Here is a 24667-nt window from a genome sequence, read left to right on the forward strand (position 1 = left end):
GCGTCACAAGCTCTTTGCGGCCACGACCTCCGGGTTCGCCCCGGCCGCATCGACCGCTTCGACCCGCTCGACGGGCTCGTCGGGCTCGACGGCCTCGACGGCCTCGACGGGCTCCGCGTCGACCGGCGTGGTGCGAGGCGGCAGCAACCCCAGCACGGCCTGCCGGTCGGCTTCGCTCGTGGCGTCGTCGTAGGGGTCCGGTGTCGCCGGCACCTGGAGCCGGTGCACCGGCCCCGTCCCCAGGCGCGCGTACCCGCGCCCCGGCGGCACCTGGGCGGGCGGACTCGTGTGCGGTGGCATCCCCAGCACCGACTCCACCTGCTGCGGCACCGCAGGCCCCAGTACGACACGCGCGCGCGTGTGCTGCCGCACCGCCTCGCTCAGCGACTCCGCGCTGTCGAACTGCTCGGCGACCACCACGGTCACGTTCGCGGCGCGTCCGTGCCGCAGCGGCACCTGCAGGAAGGTCTGCGGATCCCTGCGGTGGTCGGCCTCCGCGAGGTGGGTGAAGACGGTCGGCCGGTCCAGCAGGATCCACAGCGGGCGCCGGGTGTCCTCGGGCGGTGGGTCGCCCGCCTGCCTGGCGCGGTTGACGGCGGTGAGCCGCCGCTCGGTCTCCTGCGCGGCCCACTCCAGGCTGGCCAGCGCCCCGGCCGGCGCGCACTCCACGGCCAGCACGCCGTCCCGGCCGATCAGGCACGCGTACTCACCGGTGCCGCCGCCGTCGACGACGAGCACGTCACCGTGGCGCAGGGCCTGCAGGGCGATCGAGCGCAGCAGGGTCGAGGTGCCGCTGCCAGGGTGGCCCATGGCCAGCAGATGGGGCTCGGTGGAGCGGATGCCGGTGCGCCAGACGACCGGCGGTACGTCGCGCCGCTCCTCCTCGTAGGACAGCGGCAGCGTGCGCTGGACCTCGCTCGGGTCGGTGAACCCGAGGACCGTCTCGGCGGGTGCGGTGACGAACCGCTGGGCGGCGACGCCGGCCGGCAGGGGGGCCAGGACGGACAGCGTGAGCCGGTTGCCCTCCTCGTCCCAGCCGAAGTGGTACTCGCGGCCCCGGCCTGCCTTCGCGGCGAGCAGGTGCTCGATCCGCGCGCGGGCCGCGGCCTCGCCGTCCGGGAAGTACGCGGGATAGCGGATGACCAGGTGGGCGACGCGCCCGTCGTCGTCGAACTCGTGCGCCTCGAAGGCGTTCGCCCACTCCCCGCCGTGCGCGTACAGCGGCGCCGGGTCCTCGGCGGTGGAGAAGTACGGCACGAGGGCCTCGTAGAGCGACCGGAGGCGCTCGGCCTGTGCCTCGTCGGGCCCGTCGGGCGCAGGTGGTGTGCGGTCGCGGCCCTGCCGGGCCGCCGCCGCCATCACGGTGATGACGGCGAGCAGCGGCCCGTACGGCATCAGCACCACGACCAGGACCGCGGAGGCCGCCAGGAAGAGCAGCGGCCCGCGTCTGTCCTTGGGTGTCTCGGCCCACCTGCGCCGCCCGGCCGAGGCCAGCCGGCGCAGCCCGCGGGAGATCGTGATCAGCGGGTGGAGTACGTCGGTGGCGCTGTCGGCCGCGGTCCGCGCCAGTTCCCGGCTCCGGGCGAGCTGCGTCCGGGCGATCTGCGCGCTGTCCTTGCTCAGAATGCGGGGAAGAGGGCGCCGGGCCACTGCTGTCTCCTGTTCGGTGCGTGCGGGCGGGGTGTCCGGGCGTCAGAACTTGATGCCGCCCAGCAGGCTCGCCAGGCTCTCGCCGCCCGCCTTGATGCTCGGGGCGATGGCCGTGTTGGAGAGGTAGAAGCCGAACAGGGCCGAGACGCAGGCGTGCGAGCCCTTCAGTCCGTCCTTGCGGAAGAAGAGGAAGACGACAACGCCGAGCAGGACGACGCCGGACATGGAGAGGATCATTGGAGACCTCCTGGTGTCGAGGGGGACAGTCACCGTGAGTACTTCCAGGATCACAGGATGTGTCTATATTATAAAAGGTGCAAATGGGTGAATTACGGCGCCTTTCCCTCGACTGGTCGAGCCGTCGATGGGCCGCTTGGGCAGGGCGCTTGCGTCCGCGGGGGTCTGGGGTGATCTTTACCTCGGGCACTTCGGGTCATGTGAGGCGCGAGCCAGTACCCTTGCGATTCACCTGAACGGTTGTAACGAGAGGCGGTCACGCCGATGAGTGACGTTCCCGACCCCGAGGTCGTGGAGCTGGCGACCAAGATCTTCGATCTGGCCCGGCAGGGGCGGACGGACGAGCTCGTGGCGTATGTCGACGCCGGCGTGCCCGCCGGCCTCACCAACGACCGGGGCGACTGCCTGGTGATGCTCGCCGCGTACCACGGTCACGCCGACGCGGTGCGCGCCCTGCTCGCCCGGGGCGCCGAGGCCGACCGGGTCAACGACCGGGGCCAGACCCCGCTCGCCGGGGCCGTGTTCAAGGGCGACACGGAAGTGATCGGAGCCCTCCTGGAGGGCGGCGCCGACCCGGCCGCGGGCACTCCCTCGGCCGTCGACACGGCACGCATGTTCGGCAGGGCGGAACTCCTGGAGCTGTTCGGCGCGCACTGACGCGGCCGTTTTGACCAGGCACGACACCAACAACGGGGGAGGCGGTACAAGGCCGCCGGAAATACGGTCGCGGCAGCTCACAGCGGCGCGTCATCATGACGACGGATTCACGGACGCGCCGGCTGGGCAGGTGTTGCCGCACCGCGCGGACCGTGACGCGGTCCGCATGGGCCACCGACGAGAGGCAGAGAGATGGTCTACAACAAGCACGAGACGGCGGGCGCTCCGACGTTGTGTCACGCGGCCAGGTAATGCGTGTTTCCCGGTTGCGTCGACGCTTGATGTGAGGCTGTTTCCCATGTTCGATCCGGTCATAGCGCCCAGCGGTACGCTGCTCGGCCTGCTCCAGCGGGGCCGCGGCGACGGCACGCTGCACGCGCTCACCGCCCCGCGCGCCGAGGCGCTCGCGGCCCTGAACCAGTGCGTGCTGCGCGACCCGCGCCACGACTGGCAGGTGGAGAACCGCTCCCTCTACTACGCCCGGCTCTACCTCGATCTGAACGGCGAACTGGACGCCGTCGAGGCGCATCTCTTCGGCGCCGACGACGTCCTGGACGCCGAGGAGTCCCGCACCGGCCTCGCCCTGGCCGTGCTCGGGCACCTCGCCTCCTACGGCAGGCGCGACGCGCTCGAACTGCTGCGCAGGTACGCCGCCCACGGCTCCAACTGGGCCTGGGCCCTGGACGAGCTGGCCCTCCGGGACGACGACGCGGGCCTGCGCGCCCTGGCCGCCCCGGTCCTGGCCCGCTTCGCCGCCGACCCGGAGGGCGAGGCCGAGCTGGCCGCCGCCGTCCGCGACGCCTTCGAACCGAGGCCCTGGCGCCTGTGGGCCGAGGATCCGCGCCCGTCGGTCGCCACGCGCGTGCGTGCCGCCCAGGAGACCGGTTGTTTCGACCGCTGGCAGCGCCAGATGCGGCCCACCGGGCCACGTCCGGGCTGGAGCGTGCGCGCCGTCTTCGAGTGGGCCCAGCAGGGCATCGAGCGCGGCGCCGCCCTCCATGTGCCGGCCGCCCGCTGCCTGGTCGCCGTGGCCGGACCGGACGACCGGCCGGAGATCCTCCGGGCCGCCCGCGCCGGCACGGACGGAGCCCGCTGCACGGCCCTGCGCTACCTGGCCGACAGCAACGACCCCGACGCCCTCGGCCTGATCGAGGCCGCGGTCGCCGACGGGACGTCGGTCGTCGTGGAGGCCGCCGTCGACGCCTTCGAACGGATGCGCAGTATCGCCGCCGTCCAGCGCGCCCGTGGCTGGGCCCGGCGCCCCGACGCCCTCGGGGCCGCCGCGGGCCGCATGCTCGCCTGCCGCGGCGGGACCCAGGACAGCGACCTCGTCCTCGGCGCGCTGCGCGAGGCCGTCCGGGGCGAGGGCCCCGACGCGCCCACCCTGTGGACGCTGGTCGACGGTGCCGGGCGCCTCGGCATCGCCTGCGCGGCCCCGGTGCTGCGCCACGTCTACCGCGAGACTGCCTCCTCACATCTGCGCGGCCGGGCCGCCCGCGCCCTGGCCGCCACCGATCCCTCCTTCGCCACCGGCTTCGCCGTCGAATGCCTGTGGGACTGCGAGGAGACCACCCGGGAGATCGCCGCCCGGCACGCCGAGACCGGCGACATCCGCGTCGTCGAACGGCTCCGCCGCCTCGCCGCCGATCCGGCCGAGGAGGACGAGGTGCAGACGGCGGTCCGCAGCCGCTTCGGACCGGACGCGCAGACCATGTGACCCCGGCCGCTCGACGCCCGGACCGCGACGGAGCCCGCGGGGTCCGGCGGCGCCGGCCGGGCGTGCACGGGACACCCCGCGGGGCCCGGGCCGCGGCGCCGCCCCACCCACGCCGGGCGGGCGGGAGGCGCGCCCGCGCGTGAACACCGGGTGGCCCGCGGGACAGGCGGGCGTGGCGGCCGTGCGACCCGCGCGGGTGCGCGGTCCAACGCTCATGGGACGTTTCCCGGCCGGAAAGATCGACGTTGACGCGGCCACGTCCGGCACGGCGACAACACCCGTATGCGTGTCGTCATCGTGACCGAATCCTTTCCCCCCGACGTGAACGGCGTCGCCCACTGCGCGCTCCAGACCGCCCGCCACCTCGTGGACCGCGGTCACCATCCGCTCGTCGTCGCTCCGGCCACCGCACCCGGCACCACGGCCGACGCCCCGGCGGAGCCCTGTCCCGTCGTCCGTGTCCCGTCCCTCCCCCTGCCCGGCTACCCGCAGGTCCGGGTGGCCCTGCCCAGCCGGCGGCTCGCCGCCGCGCTCACCGGGCACCGCGCCGACCTGGTCCACCTGGCCGGCCCCTTCGTCCTCGGCGTGCGGGGCATGGCGGCCGCCGCCCGGCTCGGCATACCCGCCGTCGCCGTCTACCAGACCGACCTGGCCGGATACGCCCGCACCTACATGGGTGCCGGAGAGGCGGCCGCATGGCGCCGGATCCGCTCCGTGCACACCGCCGCCGACCGCACCCTCGCCCCGTCCAGCGCCGCCCAGCGCGACCTCGAGGCACACGACGTGCCCCGGGTCCGGCTGTGGCCACGTGGCGTGGACACCGTCCGTTTCCGGCCGGACCACCGGGACGAGGCGCTGCGCCGTGCACTCGCCCCGAACGGCGAGACCATCGTCGGCTACGTCGGCCGGCTGGCCCCCGAGAAGCAGGTCGACCTCCTGGCCGGTGCCTGCGGGCTGGAAGGCGTGCGGGTCGTCGTGGTCGGCGACGGGCCGAGCCGTGCCCACCTCACCGAGGCCCTGCCGGATGCGGTCTTCCTGGGCCGGCGCACCGGCGACGACCTCGCCCGGATCTTCGCCTCGCTGGACCTGTTCGTCCACACCGGTCCCTTCGAGACCTTCTGCCAGACCGTCCAGGAGGCCATGGCCAGCGGCGTGCCCGTGGTGGCCCCAGCGGCGGGCGGGCCGCTCGACCTCGTCGCCCACGAGCGCACCGGCCTGCTCGTGCCGCCGCGTGACGCGGCCGCCGTGCGGGAGGCCGTGCGCACCCTGGCCGCCGACGCGGGACTGCGGGCCGGCTACGGCGCCGCCGGCCGGGCGACGGTCGAGGGACGCACCTGGGCCGCCGTCGGCGACCAGTTGATCGCGCACTACGAGGACGTGCTCGCCGCCCGGAACACGGCGGTGGCGGCATGACCGGCACACCCCTGCGCATCGTCCGGCTCGCCAACTTCGTCACCCCGGCCTCCGGCGGTCTGCGCACCGCGCTGCGGGAACTGGGCAGGGGCCTGCGGGCGGCGGGCCACGAACCGGTGCTGGTGGTACCGGGCGAGCGGCACACCGACCGCGACACCGAGCAGGGCCGGGTCATCACGCTGCCCGGACCGGTGCTGCCCGGCACCGGCGGCTATCGCGTCCTGGCCGACCGACGGCGCCTGGCCGCACTCCTGGAGCACCTGGCCCCGGACCGCCTGGAGGTCTCCGACCGCACCACCCTGCGCTGGACCGGCCGCTGGGCGCGCCGTGCGCGTGTACCCGCCGTGATGGTCTCCCACGAGACCGCCGACGGCGTGCTGGGCGCCTGGGGTCTGCCGGAGCGCCTCGCCCGGCGGACCGCCGACGCCCTCAACACCCGCACCGCGCACGTCTACGCACGCGTGGTGTGCACCACGGAGTTCGCCGAGCGCGAGTTCGTGCGCATCGGGGCGCGCAACGTCGTACGCGCCCCGCTGGGTGTCGACCTGACGGAGCGCCACCCCGCCCTGCGGGACCCCGGCGCGCGGGCTCTCCACGCGCGCGGCGACGAGGCGCTGCTCGTCATGTGCTCGCGGCTGTCCGTGGAGAAGCGGCCCGGCACCGCCCTGGACGCCCTGGAGGTCCTGCTGCGGCGCGGCCGGCGGGCGGTGCTGGTGGTGGCCGGGGACGGGCCGCTGCGGGCGCGGCTGGAGCACCGGGCGCGGGTGCGCGGGCTGCCGGTGACCTTCCTGGGCCATGTCGCGGACCGGGCGTACCTCGGCGCGCTCCAGGCGTCCGCCGACGTGTGCCTGGCGCCCGGCCCCGCCGAGACGTTCGGGCTGGCCGCGCTGGAGGCCATGGCGTGCGGGACACCCGCGGTGGCGAGCGCGTCCTCGGCACTGCCCGAGGTGCTCGGGTCCGCGGGGGTGGCCGCGGCCGACCGGGGCGAGGCCTTCGCGGACGCCGTGGAACTGCTGCTGGCGCGCTCCGAGTCCGAGCGCAGGGAGGCGGCACGCGCGCGTGCGGAGTGCTTCGGCTGGGGCGCGGCGGTGGAGGCGTTCCTCGCCGCGCACGACGCGGAGGTGCTCGGGCGTGCGGACGCCCCGGTCCGTCCCGCCACCCGGGAGGGCGCGGCATGAGACCCGTCCGCTTCGTGGCGCTGGGCGACTCGCTGACGGAGGGCGTCGGCGATCCGCTGGGGGAGGCCTGGCGGGGCTGGGCCGCCCTGCTGGCCGCCGGCCTCACCGAGGACCCCGGCCGCACACGGTTCACGAACCTGGCCGTCAGCGGGGCGCGGACGCACGACGTGCGCGACTCCCAGGCTCCGGCCGCGCTCGCGCTGCACCCGGACCTGGTCTCCGTGGTCGTCGGCGTCAACGACACGCTGCGTTCCGCCTTCGACGTCGGCGCCGTGGCCCTCCGGCTCGACCAGGTGTACGCGGCCTTCGCCGGCCAGGGCGCCACCCTGCTCACCGCCTGCCTGCCCGACCCGGGCGCGATGCTGGGCCTCCCGGGCGCCCTGGCGCGCCCCCTGGCCCGCCGGCAGCGGGCGGTCAACACGGTCGTGCACGCGCTGTCCGACCGGTACGGGGCGGTCCACCTGCACGCCTCGGAGGGTGCCTGGCTCACCGACCGCGCCCTGTGGAGCGCGGACCGGCTGCACCCTGGCGAGCGCGGCCACCGGCAGCTCGCCGTCCGCTTCCACGCCCTGCTCACCGCGGCCGGCCTCGCCACCGGGGCGGCGCCGTCCCCCGAACCGGAGTTCCCGGCCCCGACCCGCGCGGCGAGCCTGCGGTGGCTCGCCACCGCAGGGACCGCCTGGGTGGCGCGGCGCTGCACCGATCTGCTGCCGCACCTGCTGCGCCTGGCGGCGGACGAGGCGGGGCACCGCGCGCGAGGCACCGCCGACCGCCTCGACGCGCGCGCGTCGGCCGCGGTGGCACGGGCGCTGGCCGCCCTGCCCGCGGCCCCGCGCGGCGGCGGGGGCGGCCGGACCGGCGCGCTGGATCAGCGGCGCCGTACCGCCACGAACCGCACCGGGGTGCCCGGGACCGCCTGCGCCGCCGCCGGGAGGTCGGCCGCGCGCACCACGGCGACCACCGGGTAGCCCCCGGTGGTCGGATGGTCGGCCAGGAACACCACCGGCCGGCCGTCCGGCGGGACCTGGACCGCGCCGAGCACCATGCCCTCGCTGTGGAGTTCGCCGTCGCGGGCCCGCTCCAGGGCGGGCCCCTCGGTGCGCAGCCCGATGCGGTTGCTCGCCGGGGACACCCGGTACGTGCGCGTGGTCAGCGTCCGCAGCGCGTCCGCCGTGAACCAGTCGTCGCGCGGGCCCGTCGTCACCCGGAGCACCAGTTCGGCCGGCGGCCGCGGCTGCGGTACGGCGTCGACGCGCGCGGGAGGGCCGGCCGGTGCGCCCAGCGGCAGCACCGCGCCGTCGGTGAGGGGTGCCGGACCGAGGCCGGAGAGCAGGTCACGCGAGCGGCTGCCGAGGACCGGCTCCACGGCGATGCCGCCGGACACGGCCACATAGGCGCGCAGGCCTGCCACGGCCGTGCCCACTTCCAGTAGTTCACCGGCGGAAACGGTGACCGGGGCACCCCAGGCCGCCGGCCGGCCGGCCACCGTGACCGGGCAGGGCGCGCCCCCGACGGCGACGGTCACCGTCGAACGCGGGCGCAGCGCGCAGCCGTTGACCGTGGTCTCCAGGACGGCCGCGTCGGCCGGGTTGCCGGCCAGCCGGTTGACGAGAGCCGCGGCGCGCGGATCGAGCGCCCCCGACCGGGGCACGCCGAGGTGCGCGTATCCGGGGCGCCCCCGGTCCTGCACGGTGGTCAGGGCGCCGGCCCGCACCACGGCGAGCGCACGGTCGGTCATGCCTCCTCCCCGGGTACCGGGAACGGGCGTGCGCAGGCCGTCACACGTCCCCCAGCGGGGTGAAGCGCACCCGCGTGCCCGGTGAGAGCAGCGCGGCCGGTACACGCGCGTGGTCCCACAGCACCGCGTCCGTGGTGCCGATGAGCTGCCAGCCGCCCGGCGACGAGCGCGGGTACACACCCGTGTACGGCCCCGCCAGTGCCACGGCGCCGGCCGGCACCGCCGTGCGCGGGGTGGCCCGGCGCGGGACGCCGTAGCGGGCGGGCAGTCCGGTGAGGTAGCCGAAGCCGGGCGCGAACCCGCAGAACGCCACGGTGAACTCGGTGTTCGCGTGGATCCGGACGGCCTCGCTCACGGGCACCCCCCAGTGGGCGGCGACGTCCGCCAGGTCCGGGCCGTCGTAGCGCACGGGGAGCTCGACCGGCTCGCCCGCGCTCGGGGCGGTGGCGGGCGCTTCGCAGGAGGCCAGTTCGGACGCCAGGCCGGCCGGGTCGGCGAGGCCGTCGAGCAGGACCGTGCGGGCGGCCGGGACGATCTCGCGGACGGTCAGCGAACCCTCCGCCCTGCGCCGCAGCAGCTCCGCGTGCAGCGCCCGCGCCTGGGCGCCGGAGGCGACCTCCACCAGCAGGGCGTCCTCGCCGACGGGGCGCGCCGTGAGCCGGCTCATGCGAAGGCCTCCACCCGCACGCCCGCCGCCACCAGCCGCTCGCGCACCCGGCGGGCCAGATCCACCGCGCCCGCCGTGTCTCCGTGCAGGCACAGCGAGCGGGCGCGCACCTGGATCCGCGCGCCGGAGTGCGCGATCACCGAACCGGAGCGCGCGAGACCCACCGAGCGGTCCACGACGGCCTCCGGATCGCTCACCACGGCGCCGTCACGGTCGCGCGGCACCAGCGTGCCCGCGTCGGTGTACGCGCGGTCGGCGAACGCCTCCGGCACCGCCGGGAGGCCCGCCTTCCCGGCCAGGTCCAGCAGCCGTGAGCCGGGCAGGCCCAGGACCGTGAGCGAGGCGTCCGCGAGCAGCACGCCGTCGACCACCGCCGCGGCCTGGTCCTCGTCGTGCACCACGCGGTTGTAGAGCGCGCCGTGCGGCTTGACGTAGGCCACGCGCGCGCCCGCCGCCCGGGCGAACACCTCCAGGGCACCGATCTGATAGGCCACTTCGGCCGCCAGCTCGGCGGGCGGCACGTCCATCGCGCGCCGCCCGAACCCGGCTAGGTCCCGGTAGGAGACCTGCGCGCCGATCGTCACCCCGCGCGCGGCGGCCAGCTCGCACACCCGGCGCATGGTGGCCGCGTCGCCGGCGTGGAACCCGCAGGCCACGTTGGCGCTGGTGACGACCGACAGCAGTTGCTCGTCGTCGGTGAGCCGCCAGCGGCCGAAGCCCTCGCCCAGGTCGGCGTTCAGATCGATCGCGGTCATGGTCCCTCGTGTCTTTCCGGTCCTCGGGTCGGGTGCCGCCCGGGCCTCTCGTGCCGGGCGCGGTGCTCGCCGGTGTCAGTCGACGCCGACCACGCGGTACTGCTCGTCCCGCACGTCGGTCAGGAACATGTGGCCCGGTGCGTGGGTGATGGCGAACGGCGGCCGGGACGCCGTCACCGCCGCCTGCGGGGTCACCCCGCAGGCCCAGAAGACCGGGATGTCGTCCGGCGCGGTGGACACCGGGTCGCCGAAGTCGGGCCGGCCGAGGTCCCCGATGCCGAGGGCCGCCGGATCGCCGCAGTGGACCGGGCCGCCGTGCACGGCCGGCAGCAGGCCGCTCTCCCGGATCGCGGCGCGCAGGTGCCGCGGCGGCACCGGACGCATGGACACGACCAGCGGCCCGCGCAGCCGGCCCGCCGGGCGGCACTGCCGCCCGGTCACGTACATGGGCACGTTGCGGCCCTGTTCGACGTGCCGGATCGGGACGCCCGCCCCGGCCAGTGCCCACTCGAAGGTGAAACTGCAGCCCAGCAGGAACGACACCAGGTCGTCCCGCCAGTACGCGCGCACGTCGGTCGGCTCCTCCGCCAGTCCGCCGTCCCGCCACACCCGGTAGCGGGGCAGGTCGGTCCGCAGATCAGCGCCCGGGGCGAGCACGGTCGCGGTGGCACCCGCGTCCGTGACGTCCAGCACGGGACACGGCTTGGGGTTGCGCTGGCAGAACAGCAGCATGTCGTAGGCCCAGTCGGCCGGCACCGCGATCAGGTTGGCCTGGGTGTGCCCGGCCGCCACACCAGCCGTGGGCCCGCAGAGGCCCTCCCGGAAGCGGGCCCGGGCGGCCTGGGGGCTCCACGCGTGCGCGTGCTCGTCGACGAGGGTCACGGGCCGGCCGGAGGTACGGGCCGCCCGCGTCACGCCAGATCCTTACCGCGCGTCTCCGGCAGCCCCAGCAGGGCGAGCGCCGCGAGGCCGTAACCGGCGGCCCCGAAGACCAGCGCGCCGCCCACGCCCCAACTGTCGGCCAGGAAGCCCACCAGGGTCGGGAAGACGGCGCCCACCGCGCGGCCGGTGTTGTACGTGAAGCCCTGAGCGGTGCCGCGCACCGCCGTCGGGAACAGCTCGCTCAGGTAGGAGCCGAAGCCGCTGAAGATGGCCGACATGCAGAAACCGAGCGGGAATCCGAGCACCAGCAGCAGGGTGTCGGCGCCGTGCGGGATGTGGGCGTAGGCCAGCACGCACACCGCCGAGAGCAGCGCGAACAGCCAGATGTTGCGGCGCCGGCCGAGCCGGTCGGTGAGGTATCCGCCGGTCAGGTAGCCGAGGAAGGCCCCCGAGATCAGGAGCGTGAGGTAGCCGCCGGTGCCCACCACGGACAGGCCGCGCTCGCTCTTCAGGTACGTCGGCACCCAGGTCGCCAGCGTGTAGTAGCCGCCCTGCACGCCCGTGGACAGCAGGCTCGCGAAGACCGTCGTGCGCAGCAGACCCGGATCGCCGTCCCTGGCCGGCCGGAAGATCGCCCCGAACGAACCGCGCCGCGGGCTCTGTTCGCGAGCCGCCGTCGCCCCGGGCGCGTCGTGCACCCGGCGGCGCAGCCACACCACGAGCAACGCGGGCAGCGCGCCGGTCCAGAACATGATCCGCCAGGCCAGGTCGTCACCGGCGAGGGAGAAGACCAGCGTGTAGCCGACCACCGCCAGCGCCCAGCCGACCGCCCAGGAACTCTGGACGGCGCCGAGGGTGCGGCCCCGGTGCCTGGTGCTCGCGTACTCGGCGACCAGGATGGCGCCGACCGCCCACTCGCCGCCGAAGCCGAGACCCTGCAGGGCGCGGAAGACCAGCAGCGTCTCGTAGTTCGGCGCGAAGCCGCAGGCCACGGTGAAGACGGCGTAGGTGACCACCGTGATCATCAGTGCGCGCACCCGGCCCACCCGGTCCGCGACCACTCCCGCCGCGGCGCCGCCGACCGCGGAGACCACGAGCGTGACGGTGGTGAACAGGCCGGTCTGGCCGCTGTCCAGGTCGAAGTAGGCCGCGAGCGCCACCATGCTCAGCGGCAGCGTGAAGTAGTCGTAGGAATCCAGGGCATATCCGCCGAATGCTCCGGCGAACGCCCGGCGGCCGCGCGGGCCGAGGGCCCGCATCCAGCCGAACGCGCCGTCCTCGGTGGCGTGTTCGCCGGTCGCCGGTCGCCGGTCCGGGGTCACGGACCGGGGCGGGGGGGTCGTGCTCATGGGCACCTCGCAGAGGGGGACGGAGGGTGCGGTGGGCCGAGCGGTGCGGTGGGGAAGCCGTGCCGTGCCGAGCACCGTAGAGGATCGTTCAACGATCCTTCAATACCTCTGTTGTCTCGTTCCCCCGACTGCGATTGAATTCCGGGCATGGCAGAGCAGCTGACGGGACTGGCCGGCGACCGCGCACTCCTGGGGCGTACCAGCACCGCCGAACGCGTCGCCGACATCCTCCGGAGCAGGGTCGCCGAGGGTTTCTTCCCGCCGGGCGCCCGACTGTCCGAGGACGCCATCGGCGGCGCCCTCGGCGTGTCCCGCAACACACTGCGCGAGGCGTTCCGGCTGCTCACCCACGAGCGTCTGCTCGTCCACGAACTCAACCGCGGGGTCTTCGTCCGGGTCCTGACCGCGGAGGACGTCGAGGACATCTACCGCGTCCGCGCCCTGGTCGAGTGCGCCGTCGTCCGCGGCCTCGGCGAGCCGCCGTACGCGCTCGACGGCCTGGCCGCCGCCGTCGCCGAAGGCCGGCTCGCCACCCACGAGGACGACTGGAAGGCGCTGGGCACGGCCAACATCCACTTCCACCGCGAACTGGTGGCGCTGGCCGGCAGCGAACGCACCGACGAGCTGATGCGCGGCGTCTTCGCCGAACTGCGGCTCGCCTTCCACGTCGTCGACCACCCGCGCCGGCTGCACGAGCCCTACCTCGCCCGCAACCGCCAGATCCTGCAGGCCCTGCGGGCCGGCGACCCGCGCGAGGCCGAGCGGCTGCTGGGCACCTACCTCGCCGACTCGCGGGAACGGGTCGTGGAGGCCTACCGGCACCGGGTCGGCGAGGACACCGCCTCCTGACCCCGGGTGCCGGTCGGGTCCTGCCCGCGCCGAAGGCCGTCGCGATCACGCACGGTGCCCCCGGAGCCGCCGCCCGGCGCCTGTCGAGTCCCCGTGACGGCCGTCGCTTCTGCGTCGTTTGGGCCGTTGTCGGACCGAGGACCTAGTCTGTGCACCGTGACTTCGCCTGCATCGACGGACAGCGTTCCGCCCCAGCTCAGCGCGGGGCCGCGCCCGGCACCGGGCCCGGCCGCCGACGAGGGGCTGGCGCGGCGGCTGCGCGCGCTCGCCTGCACGGCGCCGCTGCACGACCTCGACGCGCGCAAGGCCAATCTGGCCGGTGAGTACTCGGTGTACGGCATGGCCGAGGTGGCCCTGGCCGCCATCGACCTCGTCACGCTGAACATGGACTTCGACACGGGCGCCGACCACGAGCAGATCGTGGCCCGGCTCGCCCCGCGCATCGCCGCCCAGGCCCCGCACCGGCCGGCCGCCGAGCACGAGCGGGTGGCCCGCTGGGTCGTGGAGAACCTGATCAACGTCGGCAGCGTGGACCGCGGCTTCCGCGCGGTGTACGGCACGTTCGCCCCGGACGGCACCTACGTCCGCCGTGACTACGACTTCAAGCTGATCGAGGAGGTCCCCGGCCCCGGCGGCACGGTCTACCTGCGCACCACCGACGAAGCGGTCAACGTCCTCGTCGGCGCGTTGGACACCGACGTGACCAGCGCGCAGATCGCCGCCGAGGTCAAGCTCGAGGTGCTGATCAACCGGGGCCGCCTCGCGGACGCCCAGCTCGCCGCCGAGCAGGCCCGCTACCGCACCGTGCAGTACTCCGAGACCCTGCGCCGCGCCCTGGAGGCCACCCGGCGCAACGTCCGCGCCGTCGACTGGCTCAACGCCGTGCCCGACATGATCGCCGAGGCCCTCGACCACGTGGCCGACCGCTACCGGCACGAGAACGCGATCCTCACCAACATCCGCAAGGCCCGCGACGAGACCGAGGACCCCGGGAACAAGCGCCGCGCGGCCGAGCTGGTGGACATCGTCAAGGACTGCATCCGCCGGCACACCCAGTTGCAGTCCCGGCTGCTGGAGGCGGGACCGCTGTTCCGCGCCGAACAGGACAGGCAGGCGTTCGCCCCGGCCGCGGCCACCTCCGGCACCGACCTGTACGGCCACCTCCTCGCGCCCGCGCTGCCGCTGCCGCTGGAGGGGGCGGTCCGCGTCACCGACGCCTTCTTCGCCAACGCCACCGGGCTGCGCACCCCGGTGTCGGTCCGGGTCGGCGACCTCGTGGACATCCTGCTGACGCCGCCGGTGGAACGGGAGCACCTGGGCGCGGAGATGCCCGAGCCCGACCTGATCGCGACCCCCGACGACAGCCGGTTCAGCGAGGAACAGCTCGCCGTCGCCATGGAGCTGCTGGACCTGCCGGCCGACGCCCCGCGCAGGCTGTCCGGACTGCTCACCGAGGCGCGCGGACAGGATCCCGAACTGCCCTACCTCGTCGCGCTGCTGGCCGTGCACGCGGCCAGCCCCGCCGTCGGCACCGCCTACCGGCAGGGCGAGCAGAAGCTGCTGTTCGCCGTCGACGACGGGACGGACCTGGACGATCCCGAGTTCGGCGGAGCCGACCTGATCGTCGGAACGGCGCTGCTGGACGCGGCGGGAATGGCCGCCGACCGGACGGAAGCAGCATGAGTGAGCGAGACCGCGACAAGGAGCCCAGACCGTGACCGAGCACGTCGAGTGGAGTGACACGGAGGCCCCGGCCCCGGCGGCGTCCGCCGCCGTCACCCCCGCCGACGCCGCCGACGCGGCGCGGCTCGTCGCCTTCGGGCTGCAGCCCAAACTGCAGCCCGCGCGCGACCAGGAGTACACCGACCTGCTGCGCCGCTACCGCGAGGAGCCGGCGTTCGCACGGCTCGCGGACGCCGTCGCCGCCGGCCTCGGTCTGATCGTGCTCGAGGTGTCCCCGCGCGCCGGGATGGCCGTGACGGCCGCCGAGGACTCGGTGTTCGCCGTCCGGATGGGCGACTACGCGCGTCGCACCGCCGCCGACTCCGGGGACCGCTTCCTGCACGGGCTGGCCCACCTGGCCGTCGCCGCGCTGGCGTTCCCGCGCCCGGAGGACCTCGCCGACGACTCCTACATCGGCCGGATCACCGTGAACGGCGTCGACGCCTTCGTCCGGCAGGCCTGCCGCCGCCTGGAGGAACGCGCCGAGGAACGCGGCGAGAACACCGACCCGGCCACCGGCACGCCCGGTCTCGAGGCCGCCTGGCGGATCTGGGCCCGGCGCAGCGCGACCGGCGCCACCAAGGACGCGCGCCGGCCGGCCGCCTCGACCACGGGCATCGTCGCCAAGGCCGCGGCCTTCCTCACCGACTCCGGCTTCCTGCAGCGCACCGGGGACGACCACGGCGGCACCTATCGCACCACCGCGCGCTACCAGCTCCAGGTACGCGACCTGGCCGGCGGCGCCGCGATGGCCGAACTGCTGGAGCTGGGCGTCGTCCCGGTCACGGACGGCTCGGCCAGCCTGCTGGCAGCCGAGGACACCGAAGACCTGGACCTGGTGGCCGACGCCGGGCTGCCGTTCCACTCCTGATCCACCGCATCCCTGACCAGACTTACGAGAGTCCGCCATGTACGAGCTGTCCCGGGTCCGCCTCTACTCCATCGGGCCGGCCGGTGCGCGCTACGCCGACACCGTGCTCGACCTGCGGGGCGTGGGCGGGCCCGTGCCCGACCCCGCGCCCACGCAGGCGGAGTTCTTCGCGGAGGAGCCGTCCGGGCCGCCGCGCAGGCCCGCGCCCGCCGGCGTGCTCTTCCTGGAGAACGGGGGCGGCAAGTCCGTCCTGCTCAAGCTGATCTTCTCGGTGATGCTGCCCGGCCACCGCAACACGCTCGGCGGCGCCAGCTCCGGTGTGCTGCGCAAGTTCCTGCTCGCCGACGACTGCGGGCACGTGGCGCTGGAGTGGCAGCACGTGCAGACCGGTGAGTGCGTCGTCGTCGGCAAGGTCAGCGAGTGGCGCGGACGCCAGGTCTCCAGCGACCCGCGGAAGTTCGCCGAGGCCTGGTACTCCTTCCGGCCCGGACCCGGCCTCAGCCTGGACAACCTGCCCGTCGCCGAGTCCACCGCGGTACGGCCCCCCGCCGAGGGCAGCTCGGGCGCCCGGGGCCGGCGCCGCACCATGAAGGGCTTCCGGGACGCCCTCACCGAGTCCGGCAAGGCCTACCCCCACCTCGAGGTGCACTGGGAGGAGATCCACGACCGCTGGATCGAGCACCTCGGCGACCTCGGCCTCGACCCCGAACTCTTCCGCTACCAGCGGGAGATGAACGCGGACGAGGGCGAGGCGGCGGGTCTCTTCGCGGTGAAGAAGGACTCCGACTTCACCGACCTGCTGCTGCGCGCGGTCACCGACACCCGCGACACCGACGGCCTCGCCGACCTGGTCAGCGGCTTCGGCAACAAGCTCGGCCGCAGGGCCGAACTGATCGCGGAGCGGGACTTCACCGCGGGCTCCGTCGACCTGCTCGGGAAGATCGTCGAGGCCGCCGGGACGCGCTCGCGCGCGCGTGACGTCCACGCCGGAGCGGAACGCCGTACCCGCGGCCTGGCCCGGAGGCTGTCCGCGCGGGCCGTGCGTGAGCGGGTGCGCGCCGCCGACCTGGCGCAGCGCGTCACGGCCGCCGCCTACACCGTCACGCACTCCGAGGGCGCGCGCGAGCGCAGCTCACTCGTCGCCGCCGAACTCGCCTACCGCCACGCGTCCCTCGCGCTCGCCGCCGCAGAGAAGGCCGCCGCCGCGCAGAAGCGCGAACTGGCCGACGCACGCACCCTGCACTCCGCCTGGCAGGCCGCCGAGGCGGTACTGCGGCACCGTGCCGCCGCGGACCGGGTCGCGCGCGTGTCCGCCGCCATCCAGGAGGCCGAGCGGGACGCGGCCCCCGCACTCGCCGCCCGCGCCAAGGCCGCCGTGGACCTGGTACGGGCCCTGCACGCGGCCGCCGAGAGCGCCGAGAGCCTCGCCAACGAGGGGGAGGAACGCTCGGCGGCCCTGCAGGAGGTCGGTGAGAGCGGCTACCGCGACTCCACCGCCGCCGCCACCGAGGGCCAGCGCGCCCGCAGCGAGGCCGGGCACCTGCGCCAGCGCCTCACCGAGGTCGAGCAGGAGACGGCCGAGGCGGTGCGCGCCGGCTGGCTCGACGACAGCGCCCCGGACGCCGACCCGGCTCGCGCCGCGCTCGCCGCGAGCGACGCCGAGAAGACCGCCGTGGCCGCCTGGGACGCGGCCCGCGAGGCCGCCGGCAGGGCCACCGACCAGGCGCGCGAGGCGGCCTCCGCCGAGGCGCGTGCCGAGCTGACCGCGGCCCGCGCGGCGGACGCCGCGACCGCGGCCGAACGCGCCCACGACGCGGAGCGGCGCCTCGCCGAGACCCTGGCCGCCGAGGACCGGCTCGCCGAGCTGCTGAGCCTGCCGGCCGCGACCGGGGCGGCCCGGCCCGGGGTGCCGGCGCCGCGGAGCGGGACCGCCGACCCGTCGACGCGGGCGGGCGACCCGCCGGATGCCACCGGCCCGCGCGCCGAGGGTCCGCTGGGCGCCGAGGAACTCGACCGATACGCCGACGAGTTGCGCGAACTCCTCGACGACGCCGTGTCGGCCGCCGAACGGCACCTGTTCGACCTGCGCACGGCCGCCGCCGACGACGCCCGCATCCTCGGCGCCCTGGGCGACGGCGGACTGCTGCCACCCGGCCCGGACGTACTGGCCACCGTCGAGTTCCTCGGCGAGCACGGCATCCCCGCCCTGCCCGGATGGCGCTACCTCGCGCAGGCCGTCGACCCCGCCGACCACGCCCGTGTGCTCGCCGCCCGCCCCGAACTGGTGGACGGTGTGATCATCACCGATCCCGGCACGCACGCCCGTGCCCGCGAGGCGCTCGGTGACGCCGCCCTGCTGCCCCGCTCCGCCGTGGCCGTGGGCACGGCAGCGGCGCTGCTCGCCCCGACCCCGGCGCCCGGCACCACCCCCGGTGACGTCTTCCTGGTGCCGCCGAACCCGGCCATGCACGACGAGCACGCGGCGGACGAGGAGCGGCAGGCCCTGCGCGCGCGGGCCTCCGACCGCGACGAGGAGATCCGCGCGCTCGCCGCCCGGCTCGGCCGGGACCGCGAGCTGGCGGCCCGCCTCGTCTCCTGGCGCACCGGCTGCCCGGCCGGACGGCTCACCGAGCTGGGCGACGCGGCCCGGGAGGCACGCGCGTTCGCCGAGGAGAGCGAGGCCGAACTCGCCGAGACCCGCGTCGCGCGTGCCGAGGCCGACGAGACCGCCGCCGAGGCCACGCAGGTCCGTGACGAGCGGCAGGAGGCCGCGCAGCGGGCCCGGCGTTCCGCCGACGCCCTCGCCGGGCTGGCCTTCCGGCTGCGTGAGCGCGCGGGCTGGCAGGTCAGGCTCCGCGAACTCGCCGACGAGGCGGCCGAGTCGGAGGCCCGGGCCCAGGCCTGCCTGGAACGCGCCCGCGCCGCCGACGAGGACCGCCGGGCCGCCCAGCGGGCCGCCGACGACGCCCGCCGCACCGCGCGTGCCCTGCGCGCCGAACGCTCCGAGATCGCGGGCGCCCCCGACGACGTGCCGGCGGCGGACACCGACGCCCCGAAGGCCTCCCTGCCCGCCCTGCGCGAGGCCTACCGAGCCGCCTCCCAGGTGTACGAGAAGGTCGGCGTCGGCGCCGACCTGCGCGCCGAGCAGGCCCGGGCGGAGAGCGACGAGAGCGCCGCCCGCGCCGAACTGGACCGCCTCAGCAACAAGGTCCGCACCCGCGCCGAGCAACTGCTCCAGTCACCGGACGGCTCCGACGGCCCCTCCCGGCAGGCGGCCGCCGCACGCGCGGAGGAGCTGGTCCAGCTCCTGGAGACCCGTATGTCCACCGCGAGCGAGCAGCTCGGCCGGCTGCGCGGCGAGGCCGAGCGGCACGCCCCCGAGGACGGCGGGGCGCACACCGAGCTGTCCGGGGAGCTCACCCCGCGCGACGCCGGGCACGCCCAGGCCCTGCTGCGCACCGCGACGGCCGAACTCACCGCCCGCACCGAGGCGCTGGCCGAGGCCCGGGAGGCGCACGCTGAGCTGCTGGAGGGCCACCGGGCCGCGGAGGACGCCGCCGGCGGCTTCGAGGAAGTCGCCGCCCTCCTGCGCGACCTGCTGCGCGAGCACACCGCCGACGAGGAGCAGGACGAGCCGGAGCCCTACCCCGGCAGCCTGGAGGAGGCCCGGCACTCGGCCGCCGAGGCCCGCCGTTCCCTGCGCGGCTGCGCCACCGACCTGTCCGCCGCCGAGACGGCCGTGCGCGAGGCGAGCGACGTGCTCGTGCGGCACGCCAACTCCACGCGGTACGAGCAGGTACGCACCCCCGCCCGGCAGCAGATCCGCGAGCTGCCCGCCTCCGCGCTGCCCGAGCACGCGCAGAAGTGGGCGGACGCCTTCGCGCCCCGCCTGCGTGTCCTCACCGACGAACTCGCCCAGTTGGAGCGCAACCGGGACTCGATCGTCGACCGGCTCCGAGGACTGGTCGAGTCGGCCCTGGCCACCCTGCGCTCCGCCCAGCGGCTCTCCCGTCTCCCGGAAGGGCTCGGCGAGTGGTCCGGACAGGAGTTCCTCCGCGTCCGCTTCGAGGAGCCCGACCAGGCGACGCTCACCGAGCGGCTCGGCGAGGTCATCGACGAGGCCACGCGCGCGGCCGTGAAGAAGAACTCCGACCTGCGGCGCGACGGCATGTCGCTGCTGCTGCGCGGTGTCGCGGCCGCGCTGCAGCCGAAGGGCGTGGCCGTGGAGATCCTCAAGCCGGACGCCGTGCTGCGTGCCGAGCGTGTCCCCGTCGGCCAGATGGGCGACGTGTTCTCCGGCGGACAGCTCCTCACCGCCGCCATCGCCCTGTACTGCACGATGGCCGCCCTGCGCTCCAACGACCGGGGCCGCGACAAGCACCGGCACGCGGGGACGCTGTTCCTCGACAACCCGATCGGCCGCGCGAACGCCACCTACCTGCTGGAGCTCCAGCGGGCGGTGTCCGACGCACTGGGCGTGCAACTGCTGTACACCACCGGTCTGTTCGACACGACCGCGCTGGCCGAGTTCCCGCTGGTGATCCGGCTCCGCAATGACGCCGACCTCAGGGCGGGCCTGAAGTACATCAGCGTCGAGGAGCACCTCCGGCCCGGCCTGCCCCAGCAGCCGCAGGCCGGGGAGGCGGTGCACAGCGAGATCACGGCGACCCGCATGTTCAGACGGCCCGCCTCCGCGACCCCCTGATCGAGGCCGGCGGGACGGTGCCGGGGGCCGGCCGGGCCGGACGCGCCGTCCGGCTCGGCCCGTCAGGGGTGCGAGAGCCGCCCGGTGCCGCCCCGCCGGGTTATCCGCGCCTGCTCCCGCAGGGTGGCCCGCTCCTGACGCCGACGGGCCCGCCGCTCACGGCGCAGCGTCCGGGCCGTGCTGCTCGGCTCGGAGACCACGCCGTACCGCTGGTTCCACACCTGGCGGGTCACCCAGACGTCGGCCACGCCCCAGGTGGCGACGATCGTGCTGACCACACTGCTGATCACCATCGGGAAGGCCAGCCAGGACCCGGCCATCGTGCACAGGAAGGCCACCACCGCCTGGATCAGCGTGACCGAGGCGATCAGCACCGCCCGCACCGCCGAGGTGCGCACCGGGTCGGGCAACCGGCGCCGCCGCGCGGGCTCCTCGACCCACAACTGCCTCTCCCGCTGCCGGAATCCGCGTTCGGACTGCCCGGTGCTCTCCTGCGCCGGAATGTCGCGATCCGGTGCTTCCGGGTGCCGCCGCACCGACGAGCGCTCCGCCACGCTCTCCGCCGTCGATCCGCGCCGCTCCGCCGTGCCCATCACCGTGTCACTCCCCACCGCCGGCGGGCCCCTTGCCCCGTTGTCCGAAGACGCCGACTCCCTGTGGCTGCCCGGCTTGCGCGCTTTTACGCCGCCGGGGTGCGGGATGCGGCTCCTGCATCCGATTCCGCCCCCATTGCCCATCGAGGAAGACGAGCATCGCGCCGTAAAGATTCCCGACGGCGAAAAATTCAGGCCAACCAATTGTCCGTACTCCTCCGGCCGCTCGCGTCGCGAGCCCCCGCATCCCGGGCGCAAAGTCCCGCAATGCCCGGACAACTCGTCATCTCTCGCCCCCGGTACGGACGTTCGCACGCCAGATGCGTCTTCGAGTCGACCGCGCCGCGGTAGTAGGCTCACGCCGTTTGTTGACGCACATGTGCGCCCCCGTCCGGCGGGGGTCGAGCTGGGGGAGGCCATGCGCTTTCGCGGGAAGTCGATCCGCCGGAAGATCGTGGCGCTGCTTCTCGTGCCGCTGGTGTCCCTGACCGCTGTCTGGGGCTTCGCCACGGTGCTCACGGGGCGTGAGGTCACCCGGCTCTTCAGCGTGTCCGACATCGTGCGGCACATCGGCCACCCCATCGAGGACGCCGCCCGCGGCCTGCAGCAGGAACGCCGCCAGACCCTCGTCTACCTCGCCGATCCGCGCGCGGCCGACGCCCTCGCGGCGCTCCACCGCACCCGCAGCGCGACCGACCGCTCCCTGGCCGAGATACGCGAGCACGCCCGGGACGGGGAGGTCGTCGACGGCATGGACGGGGACGACGGCGAACGTCTGACCACGGTCCTGGACGCCTTCGACGGCCTCGACTCCCTGCGCCGCGGTGTCGAGGCGCGCACGGTCAGCCGGGCCCAGGCCTTCGACCGCTACAACCGCCTCATCGACCCCTGCTTCACCCTGCTGGCCTCCCTCGACGGCATCGACAGCGTCGAGACGGACGAGCAGGCACGCGCCCTCGTCAACCTCACCCGAGCCCGCGAACTCCTGGCCCGCGAGGACGCGTTGCTCGGCTCCGCGCTGGTGGTGGGCAAGGTCTCCCGCGACGAGACCCGGAACGTATCCGACCTCGTCGCCCAACGCGAGCTGCTCTACGACATCAGCCTGCCGCAGCTCCCCGCCTCCGAGCGCGACCGTTACGAGCGCTTCTGGGAGAACGCCACCACCGCCTCGCTGCTGGCGGCCGAGCAGTCCGTCACCGGCACCGGTCCCGGAAGCCCGCGCGGCGTCACCGCGCGGAGCTGGGACGCCGGCGCGGCCGGAGTTCTCGACGAACTCGGCACCCTCGACGACCAGGCCGCGGAACGGCTCCAGGACCGGACGCGACCCGTGGCCGTCGGCGTGATCGCGCAGGCGGCCGTCACGGGGGTCCTCGGCCTGGTCGCCCTCCTGGTGTCCGTGGTCCTGTCCGTGCGCTTCGGCCGAGGTCTCGTGCGTGACCTGCGCAAGCTGCGCCTGGAGGCGCACGAGGCGTCGGGAGTGCGGCTTCCCGGCGTGATGCGCCGCCTCTCCGCCGGTGAACAGGTCGACGTGGAGACCGAGGTGCCGCGGCTGGAGTACGAAAAGAACGAGATCGGCGAGGTCGGGCAGGCCCTCAACACCCTGCAGCGCGCCGCCGTCGAGGCCGCGGTGAAGCAGGCCGAACTGCGGTCCGGTGTCTCCGACGTGTTCGTCAACCTCGCGCGGCGCAGCCAGGTCCTGCTGCACAAGCAGCTGACCCTGCTCGACACCATGGAGCGCAGGACCGAGGACACCGACGAACTCGCCGACCTCTTCCGGCTGGACCACCTCACCACCCGTATGCGCCGGCACGCCGAGGGCCTGGTGATCCTCTCCGGTGCGGCACCGTCGCGGCAGTGGCGCCGCCCCGTGCAGCTCATGGACATCGTCCGGGCCGCCGTCGCCGAGGTGGAGGACTACGAGCGCATCGAGGTCCGGCGCCTGCCGAGGGTCGCCGTCACCGGCCCGGCGGTCGCCGACGTCACGCATCTGGTGGCCGAACTCCTGGAGAACGCCACCGTCTTCTCGCCGCCGCACACCGCAGTCCAGGTCCTCGGTGAGCGGGTCGCCAACGGCTTCACCCTGGAGATCCACGACCGGGGGCTCGGCATGACCGCCGAGGCGCTGCTGGACGCCAACCTCCGGCTCGCCGAGACCCCCGAGTTCGAGCTCTCCGACACGGACCGGCTCGGCCTCTTCGTGGTCAGCCGCCTCGCCCAGCGCCAGAACGTCCGGGTCTCCCTGCAACCGTCCCCCTACGGCGGCACCACCGCCGTCGTCTTCCTCCCCGACCTGCTGCTGTCCGACGACGTCCCGGACACCAACGGCATCGGCTTCCGCCTCGACCGCGCCCGCCCGGCGAAGGAGGCCGGACGGGCCGGGGGACTCGACCCCGCCCGGCCCCAGGCGCCCGCGCCGCTCCCCGGCCTGCCCACCTCCCTGCTGGACGGGCCGGTCGAGCTGGAGGCGCCGGTGGACCTGGACGCCATCGACGACTTCCCCGGCGCCCTGACGGACGAGGAGAGCGAACGCGGCCACCTGTTCCGTTCCCGCCGGACCCGGGACCACGCCGACGAACGGCGGATCGCACGGTCGGACGGCCCCCGTCCGCCGGTCCCTCCGAGCATCGCCGACAGCCCGGACCCCGACCGCACCGGCGGCCCCGTGCCGCTGCCCCGGCGCCAGACGCCCAAGCTGGTCAGCTCGCACGGCCGGCCCGTCGTCGAGCAGCGCGCCCGGCGCGGCGACCCCGACGACCAGCCCGCCCCCGGCCCGCGCCGCCCCGACACCACCGGACCGGCCCCGCTGACCGCCCGCCGGCGTGGCACGTCGGCCCGGCGGACCTCCGCCCTCCCCGACCGCGCGGACGAGCGCACGGTCCCGCCGGGTGACGGCGCGGAACCGGGCGCAGAGGTCCCGGCCCTGCCCCGGCGGACCCGGCCCCCGCTGGCCGCTTCCGGCCGCGGACCCGGCGACCGCCCCCAGGCCGCGGACGACCCGGACCCGGGACCCGCGTCCGGCACCGGGCCGCTGCCCCGCCGTGTCCGGCAGGCCAACCTGGCCCCGCAACTGCAGCAGGAACCCACACGGCGCCCCGGACACGCCGAGGATCCGGCCGACCGCGACGCCGACGAGGTCCGCGACCGGATGGCGTCGCTGCAGCGCGGCTGGCGGCGCGGCCGTGAGGAGAACGCCTCGGGCGACGACACACGCAACGGCACAGCACAAGGAACGACTGAGGGGGACGGTCGATGACCGCACCGAAGGCCACCGGCCACACGGAGCAGAACAAGGGCGAGCTGAACTGGCTCCTCGACGAACTCGTCGACCGCGTCGCGGGCATCCGCAGAGCCGTGGTGCTCTCCGGCGACGGCCTGCCCACGGGGGCGTCCAAGGACCTGACCCGGGAGGACAGCGAACACCTGGCCGCGGTCGCCTCCGGCTTCCACAGCCTCGCCAAGGGCGTGGGCCGCCACTTCGAGGCGGGCAGCGTCCGGCAGACCGTGGTCGAGCTCGACGACGCCTTCCTGTTCGTCACCGCCGCCGGCGACGGGAGCTGCCTCGCCGTCCTGTCCGACGCCGACTCCGACGTCGGGCAGGTCGCCTACGAGATGACACTGCTGGTCAAGCGGGTCGGCGTGCATCTGATCACCGCACCGCGCACCGATCTGTCCGCAGGTGGGTAG

At 75.2% G+C, this 24667-nt stretch carries 19 protein-coding genes; 11 read left to right on the forward strand and 8 right to left on the reverse strand.

From position 1 onward, the window contains the following. Positions 1 to 3: 3 nt before the first annotated feature. Together MXD57_RS22015 and MXD57_RS22020 are read right to left on the reverse strand one after the other, a co-directional pair. Complete coding sequence (locus MXD57_RS22015; RefSeq protein WP_250403473.1) at positions 4 to 1650, reverse strand: hypothetical protein; 1647 nt, start codon at positions 1648 to 1650, stop codon at positions 4 to 6. A 42-nt stretch (positions 1651 to 1692) separates the two neighbouring features. Next, on the reverse strand, positions 1693 to 1887 hold the full coding sequence (locus tag MXD57_RS22020) for a hypothetical protein (protein WP_250403474.1): 195 nt from the start codon (positions 1885 to 1887) through the stop codon (positions 1693 to 1695). Between the two features lie 264 nt (positions 1888 to 2151). Between MXD57_RS22020 and MXD57_RS22025 the strand changes: the two genes are divergently transcribed. The 5 genes from MXD57_RS22025 (at position 2152) to MXD57_RS22045 (ending at position 7820) form a co-directional block, all read left to right on the forward strand. Further along, on the forward strand, positions 2152 to 2544 hold the full coding sequence (locus MXD57_RS22025; RefSeq protein ID WP_250403475.1) for an ankyrin repeat domain-containing protein: 393 nt from the start codon (positions 2152 to 2154) through the stop codon (positions 2542 to 2544). A gap of 298 nt (positions 2545 to 2842) precedes the next feature. Then, positions 2843 to 4261, forward strand: a complete 1419-nt coding sequence (locus tag MXD57_RS22030) for a HEAT repeat domain-containing protein (protein WP_250403476.1) — start codon at positions 2843 to 2845, stop codon at positions 4259 to 4261. A gap of 282 nt (positions 4262 to 4543) precedes the next feature. Further along, entirely contained in the window at positions 4544 to 5674 is a 1131-nt protein-coding gene (locus MXD57_RS22035; protein WP_250403477.1) for a glycosyltransferase family 4 protein, read from the forward strand. Continuing rightward, positions 5671 to 6852: a glycosyltransferase gene (locus MXD57_RS22040; RefSeq protein WP_250403478.1), complete on the forward strand. Its 1182-nt coding sequence runs from the start codon at positions 5671 to 5673 to the stop codon at positions 6850 to 6852. Before MXD57_RS22035 ends, MXD57_RS22040 begins: the two co-directional genes overlap by 4 nt. Next, positions 6849 to 7820, forward strand: coding sequence for an SGNH/GDSL hydrolase family protein (locus tag MXD57_RS22045; RefSeq protein ID WP_250403479.1), 972 nt, complete (start codon positions 6849 to 6851; stop codon positions 7818 to 7820). The genes MXD57_RS22040 and MXD57_RS22045 overlap by 4 nt, the downstream gene beginning before the upstream one ends. Here the strand turns inward: MXD57_RS22045 and MXD57_RS22050 are convergent. The 5 genes from MXD57_RS22050 to MXD57_RS22070 all read right to left on the reverse strand — a co-directional run bounded on the left by MXD57_RS22050 (position 7721) and on the right by MXD57_RS22070 (position 12243). Next, on the reverse strand, positions 7721 to 8590 hold the full coding sequence (locus MXD57_RS22050; protein WP_250403480.1) for a biotin-dependent carboxyltransferase family protein: 870 nt from the start codon (positions 8588 to 8590) through the stop codon (positions 7721 to 7723). The two genes, MXD57_RS22045 and MXD57_RS22050, sit on opposite strands and share 100 nt — an antisense overlap. A gap of 40 nt (positions 8591 to 8630) precedes the next feature. Then, positions 8631 to 9257, reverse strand: a complete 627-nt coding sequence (locus tag MXD57_RS22055; RefSeq protein ID WP_250403481.1) for a 5-oxoprolinase subunit B family protein — start codon at positions 9255 to 9257, stop codon at positions 8631 to 8633. Further along, positions 9254 to 10012, reverse strand: a complete 759-nt coding sequence (locus tag MXD57_RS22060) for a LamB/YcsF family protein (protein ID WP_250403482.1) — start codon at positions 10010 to 10012, stop codon at positions 9254 to 9256. The genes MXD57_RS22055 and MXD57_RS22060 overlap by 4 nt, the downstream gene beginning before the upstream one ends. 75 nt (positions 10013 to 10087) lie before the next feature. Next, positions 10088 to 10927: a putative hydro-lyase gene (locus MXD57_RS22065; RefSeq protein WP_250403483.1), complete on the reverse strand. Its 840-nt coding sequence runs from the start codon at positions 10925 to 10927 to the stop codon at positions 10088 to 10090. Then, the gene (locus MXD57_RS22070) at positions 10924 to 12243 is read right to left on the reverse strand and encodes an MFS transporter (RefSeq protein ID WP_250403484.1); all 1320 of its coding nucleotides are present in this window, start codon (positions 12241 to 12243) and stop codon (positions 10924 to 10926) included. Before MXD57_RS22070 ends, MXD57_RS22065 begins: the two co-directional genes overlap by 4 nt. Before the next feature lie 147 nt (positions 12244 to 12390). Between MXD57_RS22070 and MXD57_RS22075 the strand changes: the two genes are divergently transcribed. From MXD57_RS22075 to MXD57_RS22090, 4 genes are all read left to right on the forward strand, one after another. Further along, a complete protein-coding gene (locus MXD57_RS22075) occupies positions 12391 to 13092 on the forward strand; it encodes a GntR family transcriptional regulator (protein ID WP_250403485.1) in 702 nt (233 codons plus the stop codon). A gap of 156 nt (positions 13093 to 13248) precedes the next feature. Beyond that, positions 13249 to 14775: a hypothetical protein gene (locus MXD57_RS22080; protein WP_250403486.1), complete on the forward strand. Its 1527-nt coding sequence runs from the start codon at positions 13249 to 13251 to the stop codon at positions 14773 to 14775. Between the two features lie 31 nt (positions 14776 to 14806). Beyond that, entirely contained in the window at positions 14807 to 15685 is an 879-nt protein-coding gene (locus MXD57_RS22085; RefSeq protein WP_250403487.1) for a hypothetical protein, read from the forward strand. 37 nt (positions 15686 to 15722) lie between these two features. Further along, positions 15723 to 20390: a hypothetical protein gene (locus tag MXD57_RS22090; protein ID WP_250403488.1), complete on the forward strand. Its 4668-nt coding sequence runs from the start codon at positions 15723 to 15725 to the stop codon at positions 20388 to 20390. A 62-nt stretch (positions 20391 to 20452) separates the two neighbouring features. Here the strand turns inward: MXD57_RS22090 and MXD57_RS22095 are convergent, their stop codons facing one another. Further along, positions 20453 to 20983 carry a hypothetical protein gene (locus MXD57_RS22095; RefSeq protein ID WP_250403503.1) on the reverse strand — a complete coding sequence of 177 codons (531 nt, stop codon included), beginning with the start codon at positions 20981 to 20983 and terminating at the stop codon, positions 20453 to 20455. Positions 20984 to 21401: 418 nt separating this feature from the next. Here MXD57_RS22095 and MXD57_RS22100 point away from each other — a divergent pair, with 418 nt between their 5' ends. Both MXD57_RS22100 and MXD57_RS22105 read left to right on the forward strand, forming a co-directional pair. After that, positions 21402 to 24236: a sensor histidine kinase gene (locus tag MXD57_RS22100; RefSeq protein ID WP_250403489.1), complete on the forward strand. Its 2835-nt coding sequence runs from the start codon at positions 21402 to 21404 to the stop codon at positions 24234 to 24236. Next, complete coding sequence (locus tag MXD57_RS22105) at positions 24233 to 24667, forward strand: roadblock/LC7 domain-containing protein (RefSeq protein WP_250403490.1); 435 nt, start codon at positions 24233 to 24235, stop codon at positions 24665 to 24667. The genes MXD57_RS22100 and MXD57_RS22105 overlap by 4 nt, the downstream gene beginning before the upstream one ends.

Origin of the sequence: Streptomyces cellostaticus (assembly GCF_023630175.1) — a bacterium.
Classification (GTDB): domain Bacteria; phylum Actinomycetota; class Actinomycetes; order Streptomycetales; family Streptomycetaceae; genus Streptomyces; species Streptomyces cellostaticus_A.

Excerpts from the sequence above, each read along its gene's own strand:
- MXD57_RS22020 (WP_250403474.1), bottom strand. The coding sequence starts at position 1,887 with ATGATCCTCTCCATGTCCGGCGTCGTCCTGCTCGGCGTTGTCGTCTTC.
- MXD57_RS22025 (WP_250403475.1), top strand. The coding sequence starts at position 2,152 with ATGAGTGACGTTCCCGACCCCGAGGTCGTGGAGCTGGCGACCAAGATC.
- MXD57_RS22030 (WP_250403476.1), top strand. The coding sequence starts at position 2,843 with ATGTTCGATCCGGTCATAGCGCCCAGCGGTACGCTGCTCGGCCTGCTC.
- MXD57_RS22035 (WP_250403477.1), top strand. The coding sequence starts at position 4,544 with ATGCGTGTCGTCATCGTGACCGAATCCTTTCCCCCCGACGTGAACGGC.
- MXD57_RS22040 (WP_250403478.1), top strand. The coding sequence starts at position 5,671 with ATGACCGGCACACCCCTGCGCATCGTCCGGCTCGCCAACTTCGTCACC.
- MXD57_RS22045 (WP_250403479.1), top strand. The coding sequence starts at position 6,849 with ATGAGACCCGTCCGCTTCGTGGCGCTGGGCGACTCGCTGACGGAGGGC.
- MXD57_RS22050 (WP_250403480.1), bottom strand. The coding sequence starts at position 8,590 with ATGACCGACCGTGCGCTCGCCGTGGTGCGGGCCGGCGCCCTGACCACC.
- MXD57_RS22055 (WP_250403481.1), bottom strand. The coding sequence starts at position 9,257 with ATGAGCCGGCTCACGGCGCGCCCCGTCGGCGAGGACGCCCTGCTGGTG.
- MXD57_RS22060 (WP_250403482.1), bottom strand. The coding sequence starts at position 10,012 with ATGACCGCGATCGATCTGAACGCCGACCTGGGCGAGGGCTTCGGCCGC.
- MXD57_RS22070 (WP_250403484.1), bottom strand. The coding sequence starts at position 12,243 with ATGAGCACGACCCCCCCGCCCCGGTCCGTGACCCCGGACCGGCGACCG.
- MXD57_RS22075 (WP_250403485.1), top strand. The coding sequence starts at position 12,391 with ATGGCAGAGCAGCTGACGGGACTGGCCGGCGACCGCGCACTCCTGGGG.
- MXD57_RS22090 (WP_250403488.1), top strand. The coding sequence starts at position 15,723 with ATGTACGAGCTGTCCCGGGTCCGCCTCTACTCCATCGGGCCGGCCGGT.
- MXD57_RS22095 (WP_250403503.1), bottom strand. The coding sequence starts at position 20,983 with ATGGGCACGGCGGAGCGGCGCGGATCGACGGCGGAGAGCGTGGCGGAG.
- MXD57_RS22100 (WP_250403489.1), top strand. The coding sequence starts at position 21,402 with ATGCGCTTTCGCGGGAAGTCGATCCGCCGGAAGATCGTGGCGCTGCTT.
- MXD57_RS22105 (WP_250403490.1), top strand. The coding sequence starts at position 24,233 with ATGACCGCACCGAAGGCCACCGGCCACACGGAGCAGAACAAGGGCGAG.